Genomic DNA, 15,925 nt, shown 5'->3' on the forward strand with positions numbered 1-15,925 from the left:
CATGCGCAAGCCAGCCTGCAACCGTTCCCAGCAAGGCTTCACCCTTGTAGAAATCGCTATCGTGCTGGTCATCATCGGCCTGCTGCTGGGCGGAGTACTCAAGGGTCAAAGCCTGATCGACAGTGCCAAGGTGAAAAACATCATCCAGCAGGCCAACGCGCTGACCTCGGCCGTAAACGCCTACCAGGACAAGTTCCGCGCCCTGCCGGGCGACGATCCGCTGGCCACCGCCCACGTGCCGGGCGCCACCGGCAACGGCAATGGCGATGGCCAGATCAGCGAATACCAGCTGGCGCCGCAGCACCTGGCGCTGGCCGGACTGATCACCGGTTCCTTCAACGGCAGTACCGACTTCATGACCAGCGCCCAGGGCGGCGCCGTCTACATCTACAACGACGTGGTGGGCGGACGCGGCGGCAATGGCGTGCGCATCGACAACCTGCCCGACACCGTGGCCGAACAGATCGACGCCAAGCTGGACGACGGCAAACCCAACACCGGCTCGGTGCGCGCCGCCGTCGGCCCCGGCGTCACCGCCTACACCAACACCGGCGCCATCGTTACCCGTCTCGCGATCTTCTTCTGAACAAAAAAGTACGCGCGTTCGTTTTTTTGCGATAGAATAAAACTACGTTAAAAACCATCCCAACGCAGGAGACGCGATGTTTGAGGAATTCATGGGCACCAAAGCAGTGTCCGAACGCCACCAGTTCGACGTGGCGGCGCTGGACGCTTACCTGCGCCAGCACGTGGAAGGCTACCCGGAGGGCGAGCTGGCCGTGGTCCAGTTCAAGGGCGGCCAGTCCAACCCGACCTTCAAGCTGAGCAAGGGCGCCGGCGCACAACAGCAGCATTACGTGCTGCGCACCAAGCCCGCCCCGGCCGCCAAGCTGCTGGCCTCGGCCCACGCCATCGACCGCGAGTACCGCGTGATGGACGCGCTCAACAAGGCCGGCTTCCCGGCGGCCCGCCAGTACACGCTGTGCACCGACGAATCCGTGATCGGCCGCGCCTTCTACGTGATGGAGTTCGTCGACGGCCGCGTGCTGTGGGACCAGGCCCTGCCCGGCATGACGCCGGCCGAGCGCGCCGCCATCTACGACGAGCAGAACCGCGTCATCGCGCAGTTGCACAGCATCGACTATAGCGCCATCGGCCTGGGTGACTACGGCAAGCCGGGCAACTATTTCCAGCGCCAGATCGAGCGCTGGAGCAAACAATACGTGGCCTCGCAAACCGAGCAGATCGCGGCGATGGACCAGCTGATCGCGTGGCTGCCCAACAACATCCCGCCCGGCGACGACACCTCCATCGTGCACGGCGACTACCGCCTGGACAATATGATCTTCCACCCCACCGAGCCGCGCATCCTGGCCGTGCTGGACTGGGAGCTGTCCACCCTGGGCCACCCGTTCGCCGACTTCTCCTACCACGCCATGGGCTGGAACATCGAGCCGGGCCAGTTCCGCGGCATCGCCGGGCTGGACCTGAAGGCGCTGGGCATTCCGTCCCAGCAGGAGTACATCGCCAGTTACGCCGAGCGCACCGGCAAACGGATCCGCCTGGAAGACTTCAACTTCTACCTGGCGTTCAATATGTTCCGCCTGGCGAGCATCATGCAAGGCATTATGAAACGCTATGTGGACGGCACCGCCGCCAGCGCCCAGGCGCTGGAATCGGGCAAGATGGCGCGCCCCATGGCTGAACTGGCCTGGGCTTACGCGTCCGGCAAACAAATCTAAAGGAGACCGGCATGGAATTCGAATACTCGGAGCGCTGCAAAGAGCTGCAAGCCAGACTGCTGGCCTTTATGGACCAGCACATCTACCCGAACGAAAAAGTGTTTTACCAGGAAGTGGAGCGTAACGGCCGCGAAAAAGGCAACCGCTGGATCCCGACCGAGATCATTGAAAAGCTCAAGCCGCTGGCGCGCGAACAGGGACTGTGGAACCTGTTCCTGCCGAAATCGACGCGCGCGCCGGAAGGCTTGTCCAACCTGGACTACGCGCCGCTGTGCGAAATCATGGGCCGCGTGCCCTGGGCGCCGGAAGTATTCAACTGTGCCGCGCCGGACACGGGCAACATGGAAACCCTGGAGCGCTACGCCAGCGAAGAGCACAAGCAGCAATGGCTGGAGCCGCTGCTGCGCGGCGAAATCCGCTCGGCCTTTGCCATGACCGAGCCGGCCGTGGCCTCGTCGGACGCCACCAACATCGAAACCCGCATCGACCGCGACGGCGACGACTATGTCATCAACGGCCGCAAATGGTGGATTTCCGGCGCCGGCGACCCGCGCTGCAAGATCTATATCACCATGGGCAAGACCGACTTCAACGCCGCCCGCCACCAGCAGCAGTCGATGATACTGGTGCCGGCCGACACGCCCGGCCTGACCGTGGTGCGTCCGCTGCCCGTGTTCGGCTACGACGACGCGCCGCATGGCCACTGCGAACTGGTATTCGAGAACGTGCGCGTGCCTGCCGCCAACATCCTGCTGGGTGAAGGGCGCGGCTTCGAGATTGCCCAGGGCCGCTTGGGCCCGGGCCGCATCCACCACTGCATGCGCGCCATCGGCGTGGCCGAGCGCGCGCTGGAGCTGATGTGCCAGCGCCTGCACAGCCGGGTGGCTTTCGGCAAGCGCATTTCCGAACAGGGCGTGTGGCGCGAGCGCATTGCCGAAGCGCGCATCCAGATCGACACGGCGCGCCTGCTGACCCTGAAAGCCGCCTACATGATGGACAAGGTGGGCAACAAGGGCGCGCAAGCGGAGATCGCCATGATCAAGGTGCTGGCGCCGAACGTGGCCCAGCAGGTGCTGGACTGGGCCATCCAGGCGCACGGCGCGGCCGGCGTGTCCGACGAGTTCCCGCTGGCCTACCAGTGGGCCGGCAACCGTACCCTGCGGCTGGCCGACGGCCCGGACGAGGTTCACCGCAACGCGATTGCCAAGCTGGAACTGGCCAAGCACATGCCGCTGAAGGAAGACCTCGGCCTGCCCATCACGCGCAGCTAGGCATAGCACTCTCCGGCGGCGCACCGCAGCGCGCTGTTGCGCCGGGGCGGCGCGCCAGCATGCCCGCCGACAATTCGCTTGGTCGCCACGCGGCGCTCGGCTATTATCAGAGCGCTATCCACGCAAACCGGGGGCCATGCGGTGCCACACAATACAGCCAAGCTGCCATCGATACGTTCGCAGATCGCTCTGCTGGTGCTGGCTTGCGCGCTGCCGTCGGTGCTTGGCCTGGGCGTGCTGCTGCAGCACTTCTACCAGCGCGAACAGCTGCAATTCCAGCACGAGGCCCTGGCGACGGCGCGCGCGCTGGCAACCGCCATCGGCTACGACATCGGCGAGGCCGAAATCGCGGCGCTGGCCCTGGCCAGCTCGCCCAGCCTGGAGCGTGGCGACCTGGCCGGCTTCGCGGCGCAGGCCGCCAGCCAGCTGCGCCCCGCGCTGCCGGTCCAGCGCCTGCTGCTGAGCGACACCGCCGGCCGCGTGCTGCTCACCGTCGGCCCCGCTGAGCCGGCCGCCGCTTCCCCGCCGCCGCAGGCCGGCGCCGCCAGTCCAGGCAACGCGGCGCAGGCAGCCCAGGCCGCCCGCGTCGCCCCCGCCATCGCGCAGGGCCGCCCAGCGCTCTCCGTGCTGCCCCGCAGCGATCTGCCATACCAGCCCGAAGTTGCGGTAGATGTGCCGGTGCAGCGCGGCGGCAAGACCTTGCACGTGTTGACCGCCGTGCTCAAGCCGAACCGCCTGGCCGAGGCGGCCGAAGCCCAGCGCCTGTCGCCGCAATGGCTGATCGCACTGATCGGCGCAGACGGCGTGATAGTGGACCGCAACAAGGAACCGGAACGCTTTGTCGGCACGCAGATTTCGGCCCAGTCGCGCGAGGTGCTGCAAGGCAGCGGCGAAGGCGCCCGGCTGACCGAATCGCGCGACGGGACTTCCGTGTTTGCCGGCCTGAGCCTGCTGCCGGGACGCCAGTGGGCGGTGGGCGTGGGCATGCCCGAGCAACAGGCCATGCTGGACGCGGCGCTGCCATCGGTGCCGCTGGTGGCTGGCGCCGTGAGCATGCTGCTGCTGGTGGGCATCGTGCTGGCCTGGCTGATGGGCGGCCAGATCGCCCGCTCCATCGCCAGCCTCACCGGTCCTGCGCGCGCGCTGGCCGGCGGCGAAACCATGGCCCTGCCGCACATGACCTTCCGCGAGGCCGACGAGGTGGCGCAGGCGCTGGTGCAGGTCGAAGGCGACATCCAGCGCCACCGCCACGAGCTGCAAACCCTGGTGGCCGAACGCACCGCCCAGCTCGAAGCGTCCAAGGCCCTGCTGGAGAACGTGTACGCCAGCGCGCCGGTCGGCCTCAGCTTTGTCGACATGGACCTGCGCATCGTCATGATCAACGACTACCTGGCGGCCATCAACGACAAGCCGGTGTCCGAGCACATTGGCCGCTACTTCAGCGACGTCATTCGCGACGCGCAGGTGCGGCTGGACGTGGAGCGCGACTACCGCCAGGTATTGGCCACCGGCCTGGCCGTCTCCGGCGTCGAAATGTCCGGCACCGCGCCGGACCATCCGGACCGGGCCGCCCACTGGCTCTCCAGCTATTTCCCGGTGCACGACGCCACCGGCCGCATGATAGGCATCACCGGCCTGCTGGTGGACATTTCGCCGCAGAAGAACATCGAGCGCCAGCTGCGCCAGTCCAAGCAGCTGTTCAAGCAGGTGGTGGAGAACATGCCTGCCATGCTGTTTGTCAAGCGCGCCGCCGACTTGCGCTTCGAGATGATGAACCGCCAGGCCGAGCTGACCCTGGGCCGGCCACGCACCCAGTTCCTCGGCAAGAACGACTTCGACTTCTTCCTGCCGGAACAGGCCGACGCCTTCGCCCGCGCCGACCGCACCGTGCTGGCCAGCAACGAGGTGGTGGAGATCGCCGAGGAGGAAGTCACGGCGGCCGACGGCACGGTGCGCGTGCTTAACACCCGCAAGGTGGCGCTGCGCGACGAGCAAGGCACTCCCACCCACTTGCTGGGCATGGCCATCGACATCACCGAGCGCAAGCGCGCCGACGAGGTGCTGCGCGCCACTTCGCTCAGCCTGGCGCGCAGCAACGCCTTTATCCGCACCGTGACCGACCATGTGCCGGCCATGGTCACCTATTGGGACCAGGAACTGCGCTGCCGCTTCGCCAACCGCAGTTTCGTCGAATTCATGGGCTTGGGGATAGACCAGGTGATCGGCGCGCCGCTGGTGGAAGTGATCGGAGGCGAGCTGTACCGGCGCAACCGGCAGCGCGTCGAAGCCGCGCTGGCCGGCCAGCCGCAGAGCTTTTACCAGGACCGGCCCGACCGCAGCGGCGAATCGCACTTCGTGTGGGCCAACTACATCCCCGACCTGGACGAGGCCGGCAAGGTGCGCGGCTTTTTCGTCATGGTGTCGGACGTGACCGAACTCAAGCGCACCGAGCTGCGCCTGCACGACCTGAACGAGCAGCTGGTGCGCGCGCGCGACCGGGCCGAAGCGGCCAGCCGCGCCAAGAGCGCCTTCGTGGCCAATATGAGCCACGAGATCCGCACTCCGATGAACGCCATCATCGGCCTGGCGCGGCTGCTGGAAGAGGCGCCGCTGGAGCGGCGCGAGCGCAGCTACGTGGGCAAGATCCAGCTGGCCACGCAGTCGCTGCTGGCAGTGGTCAACGACGTGCTGGACTTCTCCAAGATCGAGGCCGGCCAGCTCAAGCTGGAACACAGCCCCTTCAACCTCGACCATATCCTCACCAGCATCGGCGTGCTGGTCGGCCAGAATGCGTGGAACAAGGGGGTGGAGCCGGTCTTCAACGTGGCGCCGGACGTGCCGCTGGACCTGGTGGGCGACGCCATGCGGCTGCAGCAGGTGCTGCTCAACCTGGCCGGCAACGCCGTCAAGTTCACCGAACACGGCGAGGTGGTGGTGTCGGTGCGGCAGCTGGCGTCCAGCGCCACCTCCACCACGCTGGAATTTGCCGTGCGCGACACCGGCATCGGCATCAGCCCGGCCCAGCAGGCCCACTTGTTCGAAGCCTTTTCGCAGGGCGACAACAGCACCAGCCGCCAGTACGGCGGCACCGGCCTCGGCCTGGCCATCTGCCGCCGGCTGGTGGACCTGATGAACAGTTCCATCAGCCTGCACAGCGAACTGGGCAAAGGGTCGACCTTCCGCTTTGCCTGCACCCTGGAGCGCGCCGTGCACGGCTTGCCGGCGGCGCGCGAACTGCCGCCCGCCGTGGAAGGCCTCAGCCTGCTGATTGTCGAGGATAACGCCACCGTACTGGACATGCTGACGCGCCAGTGCCAGGCGCTGGGCTGGCGCGTGTGGAGCGCCGACAGCGGCCAGGCCGGCCTGGCCCAGCTGCGCAAGCTGGCCCGCGCCGGCGCCGCGCGCCAGCTCGATTTGCTGCTGCTGGACGCCGGCCTGCCGGACCTGGACGGCATTTCGCTCTTGACCCAGGCGCACACGGACGATACCCTGCAGCTGCCGCCGACTATCATGATGGCACCCGACCACTACACCGAGGAGTTGATCCCCATCGCCGACAGCCTGCACATCGCAACCATCCTGGCCAAGCCAACCACGCCGTCCCGCCTGCTGGCCAGCGTGGTGGCGGTACGCACCGGCACCGCCCACCAGTCCGCCCTGCCGGCCCACACGCCGCTGTCGGGCCGCTTGGCAGGCATGCGCGTGCTGCTGGTGGAGGACAACGAGATCAACCAGGAAATGGCGCAGTACATCCTGCTGCATGCCGGCGCACGGGTGGACATCGCCTGCAACGGCAGCGTGGCGGTGGAGCTGCTGAAAGCCGATCCGGAACGCTACGACGCGGTGCTGATGGACCTGCAGATGCCGGTGATGAATGGCTACGAAGCCACCGCCACCCTGCGCGCCATGGGCTTGAAGGAGTTGCCCATCATTGCCATGACGGCCAACGCGCTGGACGAGGACCGCCAGCTGGCGGTGGAAGCCGGCGTGAACGCGCATGTGCCCAAGCCGATCGACGTGGACGAACTGCTGGCCACCTTGCTGCGCCTGGCGCCGCTGCACCCGGGACGCGCCGCGCCCGACGAGAGCTGGCGCCAGGCGCCCGACGATGACAGGCCGACCAGCCTGCCGGGCATAGACCTGGAGGCCGCGCTCAAGCGCCTGGCCGGCAACTACCCGGCCTTTGTCGGCCTGCTCAAGCGCTTCGAGAACTCGCAGGGCGGCACCGTGGGCGAAGTGCGCATCTTGCTGGCAAGCGGCAAGCAGCACGCCGCAGCCCAGCTGCTGCACCGCCTGCGGGGCGTGGCGGCCAACCTGGGCGCCGGCGACATCGCCCGCCTCAGCGCGCAGGCCGAAGTGGCGTTACATGAAGGCAGCGAAACCGACCTGGCCTTCCTGCTGACCGCGCTGGACCAGTCGATCAGCGTGGTGACCGAGGCGGCGCGCACGCTGCCGTTGCCGCTGCCGGCTGCAGCGGCGGACAGCGGCCCGGCGGCGGGCGGCGCCGATCTGCCGCAAGCGCTGGCAGACCTGCTATGCTTGCTACAAACTAACAACATGAAAGCGTTGACCCACTTCCAGGCGTTGCGCCCGGCGCTGGAGCAGCACGGGCACGACGCCGTGCTGGCCCTGGCCCATGCCGTGGAGACCCTGGATTTCACCGCCGCCGAGCACCTGGTACAAGATATGTTGAAGCGAAAGGACACTGCATGAGCTGGAGCGACCTGGCGATGAACGGACGCATCCTGATCGTCGACGACGCGATGGAGAACATCCAGATTCTCCACCATGCGCTGCGCGACGAGCATGACGTGCTGTTTGCCCTCAGCGGTGAGAAGGCGCTGCAGATTGCGCACAACCAGCAGCCGGACCTGATCCTGCTGGACGCGGTCATGCCCGGCATGGACGGCTACGAGGTGTGCGGCGCGCTGCGCGCCTCGGCCGCCGTACGCGACATCCCGGTGATTTTCGTCACCGCGCTGAGCACGCCCGAGGACGAAACCCGGGCCTTGGAAGCGGGCGCGGTGGACTTCATCAGCAAGCCGTTCAACGTGGCCGTGGTGCGCGCGCGGGTGCGCACCCAGCTGACCGTCAAGCGCCAGGCCGACGCCATGCGCGAACTGACCCTGACCGACTCGCTGACCGGCGTGGCCAACCGCCGCAGCTTCAACGAAGCCATGGACAACGAATGGCGCCGCTGCGGGCGCGACGGCACGCCGGTGGCCATCATCATGATCGACATCGACCACTTCAAGCACTACAACGACGCCTACGGCCACCAGGCTGGCGACCTGTGCCTGCAGCAGGTGAGCGCGGCCATGAAGCGCTGTGCCGGGCGTCCGCCCGACCTGCTGGCGCGCTATGGCGGCGAGGAATTCATCATCCTGCTGCCGCAGGTGGGGGCGGAAGGCGCCGAGGTGGTGGCGCAGCGCATCCTGGACGAGGTACGGCTGCTGCAAATCCCGCACAAGGCATCGTCGGTCGGCCCGCAAGTGACCGTCAGCATGGGCGTGTCCACCGCGATGCCGGATGACCAGTCCGACGCCAGCGCGCTGATCCGGCGCGCCGACGCCTTGCTTTACCGCGCCAAGGAAACCGGCCGCAACCGCTACTGCATGTCCCCCCAGGACTGAGCGGGGACACGCAGCCATGCTGGCTAAGGCACCGTCAGCTTGCCGGTGCCGGCGTTGCTCAATACCGACTGCCTGACCGCCGATGTGGCCAGCAGCGCCGGCGTGTATGGCAGGGTCCAGCCAACGGACGCGCTGAAGCTGCACTTGCCGGCCAAGTCCAGCGCCGTACCGTTCAGCAGCGAGCCGGCGTCCGTGATGGCCCCGGTCTTGCTCGACGATCCAGGATTGGTCAGGATATTGGTGCAGCTGGTGGCGCCGGCGATGTCGAAGGCGTTGTTTTGCGAAATGATCTTGGCCTTGTAGGCCACGCCGACGCTGTAGTGGTGCGGATAGACCGCGTGCGAGCGGCTGCCCTCGAAGTAGTTGTTGTACAGGTGTACCTTGCCGAAGCGTACGCGCGGCGCCCGCTCCGCCACATGCAGGAAGTGGTTGTTGTTGAAGGTGACGGTCAGGTGGCCATCGTCGCTGGTGGTGCTGTCCGACGAGCCGACCAGGTTGTTCTTCTGGTGCAGTTCGAAGCGGTTGTTGGACACGGTCACGTAGTCCGAACCGTTCTTCACGTCCAGCGCGCCGTCATGGCATTGCTTGACTTTGCCGTTGCTGATGGGCAGCTTGTCGTCGGTCAGCGGCGCGTCCGTGAATACATTGTGGTCCACCCACACGTTCTTCGAATTGCTGATCACCACGCTGTCGAACTCCGAGTTCCAGTTGCCGCTGCTGCCGTCGTTCGGGTCCCACACCGGGTTCACATCGCACGGATTGACGATGTTCAGATTGCGCACGATCACGTTCTGCGCATCGCTGATGGAGATCGAACCGTTCACCAGGCGGGTGTCGCTGCCCATGCCGATCAGGGTGCTGTTGCTGCCGACCTTGACCTTGCTGCGCAGGGACTGGTCGCTGGTGCCGGTGAACGGGCCGCCGTTGTCCGCCGACGCCATGTCGATGGTGCCGTACAGTTTGATGATCTTGGCATTGCTGCCCTGCGCCTTGAGCGCGGCCAGCAATTGCGACGGCGTGTTCACCTTGTAGATGGCGGTAGCCGCTGCCGCCGCGCCGCCGGTGGTGCCGCCGTTGCTCCCGGCCCAGCCGCCGGCCGGGGCCGCTTCCTTGCTGGCGTCCGCAGCCGGGGCCGGTTCCGGATCGGGCGCCGGGGTCGGCGCCGCGCCGCCGATCGGGCCGACGGCGCACTTCTTCGCCAGCCCCGGGTAAGGATCCGAGCCGAAACTGGCCACCGTGCACGCGATGTCGCCGGACCGCGTTTGCACCACAAACCTATCCTTGATCCCGAACGATACCACGCGGGCGCTGCTGCCCGCCTTGCAGGTATTGCCTTCGTCCGCGCACTTGGAATAGCCGGCCGGCCAGTCAGCCGCCTGCGCTGCGCCGCTTGAGGACAGCAACGCTACCATGCCCGCCAAAACAATCTGTTTCGATGTCAAGATGTGTCTCCCTTTGTAAGCTGGCAACATCAGCGCCGCCAGTCAACAGACATCATACAACCGCAGGCGAAGCAGTTGCCGTCCAATTGCAACATTTCCACACCGCCATGCAACACTTTCAAAAGCTTAGCGCAGCGCAATGCGCAGCACAGATTTAAGTAGGATTCCTAATTATTGTGCTAGAATGCCACCTGCCGACACCTCACCATTGAATGGACTTATCCATGAAAACCACTGCTATTTTTTATCACGACGGCTGCAAGCTATGCCTGTCCATGGCAGACCTATTCGGCGCAGCGCTGGACCCGGCCCGTTACACCACTGAAATCGTCAATCTCGGCCTGGCGCCGGAACGGCTGGACGAGGCTGAGCGAGCAGGCGTCAAAGTACTGCCCAGCCTGGTGATGGACGGCCGGGTATTTGCCATCAATCCCCACTCGGAGTTGCGGCACTGACGCTTGCGGCTGGATCGGCTCCGTTGCAAGCCGCCTAATACCGCCGCATCACAAACTCCGCCACGCATACCGGCTTGGCCTGCCCTTCCCGCTCGATCACCACGCCCCACTGCACTTGCGCGCCGCCTTCGATGTCCTCGATGGACTGGATGGTCATGCGCGCGCGCAGGCGGCTGCCGACCGGCACCGGGCCAGGAAAGCGCACCTTGTTGAGGCCGTAGTTCAGCCCCATCTTCATGTCTACCATGCGCAGCGCACTCTCCAGCATGGCCGGCACCAGCGACAGCGTGAGGAAGCCGTGCGCGATAGTGCCGCCGAACGGCGATTCGCGTTTGGCGCGCTCCACGTCCACATGGATCCATTGGTGGTCGTTGGTGGCGACCGCGAACTGGTTTACACGTTCCTGCGTGATGTCGATCCAGTCCGACACGGCCACTTCCTCGCCCACCAGCGTTTTCATCTCCTCCAGCGTGGCGATGTCACGCATGGGCCGCTCCCGCCGGCCTGCGGCCGAACATGCCCATGCCTTCCACCGTGCACACCAGCTCGCCGTGCTGGTTGGTGGCCTTCCAGACCGATACCACCACGCCCCGGTCCGGCTTGGAACTCGACGGCCGCACTTCCTTGGTCACATAGCTGACGCTCAGCGTGTCGCCCCCGTGCACGGGCTTGATCCAGCGGATGCCGTCCAGGCCGGGGGAACCCATGCTGGACGAGTCGTTCAGGATGCCATCCACCACCAGCCGCATCATCATGCCGCAGGTATGCCAGCCGCTGGCGGCCAGCTTGCCAAAGATGGAGCGCGCGCCCGCTTCGTGGTCGACGTGGAAAGGCTGCGGGTCGAACTGGGTGGCGAAGGCGATGATCTCTTCCTCCGTCACGTGCCGGCTACCCAGCGTAATCTCCTGGCCTTCAAAAAAATCCTCGAAATACCATTTCTTCATGCAGCCTCTCCTTGAATTAATGCGCCATTTTAAGCGGCATGTTTGAATCCGGGCTGGGCGATGAAGCGTTCCAGGTGGTGGTCGGCGTCGCCCAGTGTCAGGTCTATCATGGTAAGGCGCTTGAAGTGGTGCGCCGCCGGCAGCTCGTCCGTCACACCCATGCCGCCGTGCAGCTGTACCGCCTGCTGGCCGACGAATTTGCAGGCATGCCCCACGCGCACCTTGGCGGCCGACACCACCCGGCGGCGTTCTTCCACATCGGTGGAGGCCACTTTCACGGCCGCCAGCATGGCCATCGAACGGGCCTGTTCCAGGTGGATGAACATGTCGGCCATGCGGTGCTGCAGGGCCTGGAACTTGCCGATCGGCGCGCCGAACTGCTGACGCGTCTTCAGGTAGTCCAGCGTGGCGGCGAAGATGGCGTCCATGGCGCCCACGGCTTCCGCGCACAGCAAGGTGGCGCCGTAGTCGGCGGCCGCATCGAGGATGTCCCAGCCGGCGCCGACGCCGCCCAACAGCGCCGACGCGGGCACTTCGGCCGCGCTGAACTGCACGGTGGCGGCGCGCTGGCCGTCAATGGTGCGGTAGTCGGTGACCGTCACGCCCCTGGTAGCGGCCGGCACAACGAACAGTGAAATGCCGCCCTTGTCGCGCTGCTCGCCGCCGCTGCGCGCGGACACGATGAAGGCGCCCGCTTGGCCGCCGTGGATCACCACGGTCTTGGCGCCGCTCAGCACAAAGCCGTTGCCGTGCTCATGGGCGCTGACCGCGACGTCGCTCAGGTCGTGGCGCGACTGCTGCTCCCCCAGCGCGCAAGCCAGTTTCAGCTCGCCGCCTGCCACTTGTTCAAGCAGCTGCTCATGGCCGCCGCCCAGCTTGAGGAATTGCGCGCCCATCACGGTGGCAAGGTAGGGTTCCACCACCAGTCCGCGTCCCAGCTCCTGCATCACCACCAGCATGTCCACCGCGCTGCCGTTGAAGCCGCCTTGCTCCTCCGGCACCGGCAGTGCCAGCATGCCCAGCTCGGCGAGCGTGGCCCACGCCTCGTCCGACACGCCGGACGGCGAGTGGATGATGCGCTTGCGGGTTTCGAAAGTGTAGTCCTTGTCCACCCAGCGGCGCAGGGCGTCGGCGAACTGCTGCTGTTCTTCTTTGAAAGTAAAGTCCATGCTGTCTCCCCTTACAGGCCCAGGATCATCTGGGTGATGATGTTTTTCTGTATCTCGTTCGAGCCACCGTAGATCGACGTCTTGCGGAAGTTGAAGTAGTAGCCGGCCAGCGGCGCGTTGTCGTCCTCGCCGGTGACGGCGTGCTCGGACTTGCCTTCCAGATAACGGGTGTCGAACGGCAGCGCGTCCGGCCCCAGCGCTTCGATCATCAGCTCGGTGAGGATTTGCTGGATTTCGGAGCCGCGCACTTTCAGCATGGACGCTTGCGGACCGGGGGTCTGGTCTTCTTGGCAGATGGTGCGCAGCACCGTGGTCTCGAGCGCCATCAGCTCGATTTCCAGGTTGGCCACCTTGGCCGCGAACAGCGGGTCGTCCAGCAGCGGCTTGCCGCGCTTGAGCTGCTTGAGCGCCACTTTCTTCAGGAACTGCAGCTCGCGCTTGGAACGGCCCACCGCCGCGATGCCGGTGCGCTCGTGGCCCAGCAGGTATTTGGCGTAGGTCCAGCCCTTGTTCTCTTTGCCGATCAGGTTGGCGACCGGCACCTTCACGTTGTCGAAGAACACTTCGTTCACTTCGTGGTCTTCATCCAGCATGATGATGGGGCGCACGGTGATGCCCGGCGTCTTCATGTCGATCAGCAGGAAGGAGATGCCTTCCTGCTTGCGCACCGTGCTGTCGGTGCGCACCAGGCAGAAGATCATGTCGGCGTGCTGGCCCAGCGTGGTCCAGGTCTTCTGGCCGTTGACGATGTAATGGTCGCCCACGCGCTCGGCGGTGGTTTTCAGCGAGGCCAGGTCGGAGCCGGAGCCCGGCTCGGAGTAGCCCTGGCACCACCAGTCTTCGCAGCTCAGGATGCGCGGCAGGAAGTAGGCTTTTTGCTCGTCGTTACCGAAGGCCATGATGACGGGCGCCACCATGTTGATGCCGAACGGCAGGATGGCCGGCGTGCCGGCGATGGCGCATTCCTCTTCCCAGATGTGGCGCTGGGTGGCGTTCCAGCCCGGACCGCCGTACTCGACCGGCCATGCCGGGGCGACCCAGCCTTGCTTGGCGACAATCTGGTGCCAGCGGACGTAATCCTCGCGCGACATGCGCAGGTGCTTGCGCACCTTCTGCTGCAGGTCGGCGGGCAGGTTGGCTTCGAGGAAGGCGCGCACCTGGTCGCGGAACGCCAGATCCTCGGACGAGTAGTTCAAATCCATGCTGTCTCCTTGTTATGATCAATCGCAAAAAGCACGACCGTTCATTTATTGTACTCCACAAGGAGACAGCGGCAATACCTTTTCATGCACGATTTAGTGGACGACCGCCTCCAGTTGTACCATTTCACGCTTGAAGCCCTGTGGCGCCAGGCGCTGCTCGACCAGCGCCTTGGACACCTCGGCCAGCCGCTCCTTGCGGATGGAGACGATCTCGTCGATCACGCTCAGTTCCGCCGGCATGCAAACGATAACCCAGATCGGCAGTTTGAGCAGCTTCTCCAGGTAGTCCAGCCGCGATCCCTGCATGGCGAACATCTGGCTACCCTGCCCGCCGATATGTTCCACCGTGTGGCGGAAGTTGCCCACCTGGAGGCTGAAGGTGTCGGCTTCGCGCGCCAGCCCGGCCGGGCTCACGCCGGCGGGGAACAGGATGCCGGCCAGCTCCGCCAGCCCCTTCGGGGGGCGCGGGCCTTTCGGCCCGCCGGTGCCGCACCAGTCGTCGTCGTCCCAGCCGAAATAGCTGCGTGCCTGGCCGCGCGTGTACTCGGCTGCGGCCAGCAGCTCGCGTTCGTCCGCCGCGCCGCGCTTGCCGAAGAAGGGGAAGTGGTGCAGCGGCTTGCCGAACAGCGTGGCCGTTTGCGCCAGGTAGAGCTCGGTATCCAGGATATGGTTGTGCCACGCGTAGTCCACATAGCGCGACGGCGAAATGGCCTTGCCCGGATTGCTGTGGGTGAGGAACAGGAAACCTTTGTAGCGCGTGATGGCGTCGGCTGCCTGCTCCAGCGACAGGCCGGGACGGTCTTCGGGATTCATCAGCTTGTAGGCCAGCGGACCGAAGTCCAGGCTGTTCAGTTTTTGCAGGAATTCCTTTTGTGTCTCCGAAATTTTGGACATGACTCTACCTCCACGTAGTGGCCGCGGTTCTGGATTGGCTCCAGCCACGCCGACCACTACGCGACTGTCACCCCGGTCCCGTACGCTGCCGCCGGGACTTGTTTTGCTTGCGAACCATATTATTTCAAAGCCATTTTGAGATACTCACCAATTGTCACAATACCGCTCATATTTAACAATTGAGCGATCGTTTACCATAGCAGCGGGTGCTATCAATTGTGAACTTTCTCACAGGCGGGGCAGCCACATGATGGCGCTTGCGGCAAAGATGCCCAGGCCCATGGCTGCCGTCAGCATGGTGAGGCCGGCCGCCATGGCGATGCGCGCCGCCGCGCCGCCGCCGTCACGCGCGCGCAGGTACAACTGCAGCACGGCCAGCGGCAACAGGAACTGGGCAAAGGACAGGAAGGTGAGGAAGGGGCCAGTGAAGGCCCTGGGATCGAAGCCAGCCGGCCCCTGGTTGACGAAGATCCAGAACATCAGGCCCACGCGGAAGAACCACACACCGCTCACCACGAGGAATAGGCGCAGCGCCCAGCGACGGTGGCGGGCGACGTCGCGGGCGCGCGCGTGGTGCACGGCCATGGCGCCGCACAGCAGTATCAGCACGCCGTTCGCGCTCACGCCGATGTGCTGCGACAGATCGCCCACCGTGCCGCGCGCCCAGACCATGTACAGGCCGGTGACGCTGGCAACGGCCGCCAGCAGCACGTAGATCCGTCCATTCCAGCGGTGGAAGCGCGGCGCACGGCGGCGCACTTGCGGGATCAGCTGCAGTGCGCCGCCGACCGTGATGATGACCGCCAGCAGCATGTGCAGGCCGAAGGCGGCATTGCCGGCCGTGTCCCCGGGCACGTGCGCGTGCGGCGCCACCGAGTTCCAGCGCGCCGGGTCGCCGCGCACCACGGCGCCGCCATAGAGCGCAGCAACGTACCAGGCGAACAGCAACTGGCCGGCGACGGCCACGGCGAACCACAGCGTCGCCGAAGCTTTTAATGCCGTGGACGCGGCCTGCGGGCCAACCAGGTACTGCGGGACGGCTTGGGTTTGGATGGTGCTCATGCGGGATCTCCGGTTAGTGGGCTTGCTGCCAATGTAGACCGGTGCGTCCCGCGTTTGGCCGCCTGCGGCGCGCCGGTGCGACGAGCGGCGGTTTTCGCGGCGTGAGCGACG

General features: G+C 65.7%; 13 protein-coding genes. 6 read left to right on the plus strand and 7 right to left on the minus strand.

Annotation, left to right across the window (positions count from 1 at the left end):
* Position 1 precedes the first annotated feature (1 nt).
* The 5 genes from ASD15_RS09930 to ASD15_RS09950 all read left to right on the plus strand — a co-directional run bounded on the left by ASD15_RS09930 (position 2) and on the right by ASD15_RS09950 (position 8,646).
* Positions 2 to 586, plus strand: coding sequence for a prepilin-type N-terminal cleavage/methylation domain-containing protein (locus ASD15_RS09930; RefSeq protein WP_057154683.1), 585 nt, complete (start codon positions 2 to 4; stop codon positions 584 to 586).
* Between the two features lie 76 nt (positions 587 to 662).
* Complete coding sequence (locus ASD15_RS09935) at positions 663 to 1,742, plus strand: phosphotransferase (protein WP_057154684.1); 1,080 nt, start codon at positions 663 to 665, stop codon at positions 1,740 to 1,742.
* An 11-nt stretch (positions 1,743 to 1,753) separates the two neighbouring features.
* The gene (locus ASD15_RS09940) at positions 1,754 to 3,013 is read left to right on the plus strand and encodes an acyl-CoA dehydrogenase family protein (protein ID WP_057154685.1); all 1,260 of its coding nucleotides are present in this window, start codon (positions 1,754 to 1,756) and stop codon (positions 3,011 to 3,013) included.
* Positions 3,014 to 3,154: 141 nt separating this feature from the next.
* Positions 3,155 to 7,726, plus strand: a complete 4,572-nt coding sequence (locus tag ASD15_RS09945; protein WP_229418133.1) for a PAS domain-containing protein — start codon at positions 3,155 to 3,157, stop codon at positions 7,724 to 7,726.
* Complete coding sequence (locus tag ASD15_RS09950) at positions 7,723 to 8,646, plus strand: diguanylate cyclase domain-containing protein (protein WP_057154686.1); 924 nt, start codon at positions 7,723 to 7,725, stop codon at positions 8,644 to 8,646. Before ASD15_RS09945 ends, ASD15_RS09950 begins: the two co-directional genes overlap by 4 nt.
* Positions 8,647 to 8,669: 23 nt before the next feature.
* On the opposite strand, the gene ASD15_RS09955 is transcribed toward ASD15_RS09950, so the two are convergent.
* Entirely contained in the window at positions 8,670 to 10,088 is a 1,419-nt protein-coding gene (locus tag ASD15_RS09955; protein WP_200953944.1) for a polysaccharide lyase family 1 protein, read from the minus strand.
* A 224-nt stretch (positions 10,089 to 10,312) separates the two neighbouring features.
* Here ASD15_RS09955 and ASD15_RS09960 point away from each other — a divergent pair, with 224 nt between their 5' ends.
* Positions 10,313 to 10,543: a hypothetical protein gene (locus ASD15_RS09960; protein ID WP_057154688.1), complete on the plus strand. Its 231-nt coding sequence runs from the start codon at positions 10,313 to 10,315 to the stop codon at positions 10,541 to 10,543.
* 34 nt (positions 10,544 to 10,577) lie between these two features.
* Here the strand turns inward: ASD15_RS09960 and ASD15_RS09965 are convergent, their stop codons facing one another.
* From ASD15_RS09965 to ASD15_RS09990, 6 genes are all read right to left on the minus strand, one after another.
* On the minus strand, positions 10,578 to 11,030 hold the full coding sequence (locus ASD15_RS09965) for a MaoC family dehydratase (RefSeq protein WP_057154689.1): 453 nt from the start codon (positions 11,028 to 11,030) through the stop codon (positions 10,578 to 10,580).
* Positions 11,023 to 11,487, minus strand: a complete 465-nt coding sequence (locus ASD15_RS09970; protein ID WP_057154690.1) for a MaoC family dehydratase — start codon at positions 11,485 to 11,487, stop codon at positions 11,023 to 11,025. Before ASD15_RS09970 ends, ASD15_RS09965 begins: the two co-directional genes overlap by 8 nt.
* Positions 11,488 to 11,516: 29 nt before the next feature.
* On the minus strand, positions 11,517 to 12,656 hold the full coding sequence (locus tag ASD15_RS09975; RefSeq protein ID WP_057154691.1) for an acyl-CoA dehydrogenase family protein: 1,140 nt from the start codon (positions 12,654 to 12,656) through the stop codon (positions 11,517 to 11,519).
* An 11-nt stretch (positions 12,657 to 12,667) separates the two neighbouring features.
* The gene (locus ASD15_RS09980; protein ID WP_057154692.1) at positions 12,668 to 13,858 is read right to left on the minus strand and encodes an acyl-CoA dehydrogenase family protein; all 1,191 of its coding nucleotides are present in this window, start codon (positions 13,856 to 13,858) and stop codon (positions 12,668 to 12,670) included.
* Positions 13,859 to 13,951: 93 nt separating this feature from the next.
* Positions 13,952 to 14,752 carry a hypothetical protein gene (locus tag ASD15_RS09985; protein WP_057154693.1) on the minus strand — a complete coding sequence of 267 codons (801 nt, stop codon included), beginning with the start codon at positions 14,750 to 14,752 and terminating at the stop codon, positions 13,952 to 13,954.
* Between the two features lie 228 nt (positions 14,753 to 14,980).
* Positions 14,981 to 15,814, minus strand: coding sequence for a DUF2306 domain-containing protein (locus tag ASD15_RS09990; protein WP_082551720.1), 834 nt, complete (start codon positions 15,812 to 15,814; stop codon positions 14,981 to 14,983).
* Positions 15,815 to 15,925: the final 111 nt, after the last annotated feature.

This window comes from Massilia sp. Root351 (assembly GCF_001425045.1).
Taxonomy (GTDB): Bacteria; Pseudomonadota; Gammaproteobacteria; order Burkholderiales; family Burkholderiaceae_D; genus Rugamonas.

What these genes read in the sequence shown, in the direction of transcription:
- ASD15_RS09970 (WP_057154690.1), bottom strand. Translation starts at nt 11,487, where the DNA reads ATGAAGAAATGGTATTTCGAGGATTTTTTTGAAGGCCAGGAGATTACG.
- ASD15_RS09935 (WP_057154684.1), top strand. Translation starts at nt 663, where the DNA reads ATGTTTGAGGAATTCATGGGCACCAAAGCAGTGTCCGAACGCCACCAG.
- ASD15_RS09975 (WP_057154691.1), bottom strand. Translation starts at nt 12,656, where the DNA reads ATGGACTTTACTTTCAAAGAAGAACAGCAGCAGTTCGCCGACGCCCTG.
- ASD15_RS09930 (WP_057154683.1), top strand. Translation starts at nt 2, where the DNA reads ATGCGCAAGCCAGCCTGCAACCGTTCCCAGCAAGGCTTCACCCTTGTA.
- ASD15_RS09940 (WP_057154685.1), top strand. Translation starts at nt 1,754, where the DNA reads ATGGAATTCGAATACTCGGAGCGCTGCAAAGAGCTGCAAGCCAGACTG.
- ASD15_RS09965 (WP_057154689.1), bottom strand. Translation starts at nt 11,030, where the DNA reads ATGCGTGACATCGCCACGCTGGAGGAGATGAAAACGCTGGTGGGCGAG.
- ASD15_RS09980 (WP_057154692.1), bottom strand. Translation starts at nt 13,858, where the DNA reads ATGGATTTGAACTACTCGTCCGAGGATCTGGCGTTCCGCGACCAGGTG.
- ASD15_RS09990 (WP_082551720.1), bottom strand. Translation starts at nt 15,814, where the DNA reads ATGAGCACCATCCAAACCCAAGCCGTCCCGCAGTACCTGGTTGGCCCG.
- ASD15_RS09950 (WP_057154686.1), top strand. Translation starts at nt 7,723, where the DNA reads ATGAGCTGGAGCGACCTGGCGATGAACGGACGCATCCTGATCGTCGAC.
- ASD15_RS09985 (WP_057154693.1), bottom strand. Translation starts at nt 14,752, where the DNA reads ATGTCCAAAATTTCGGAGACACAAAAGGAATTCCTGCAAAAACTGAAC.
- ASD15_RS09960 (WP_057154688.1), top strand. Translation starts at nt 10,313, where the DNA reads ATGAAAACCACTGCTATTTTTTATCACGACGGCTGCAAGCTATGCCTG.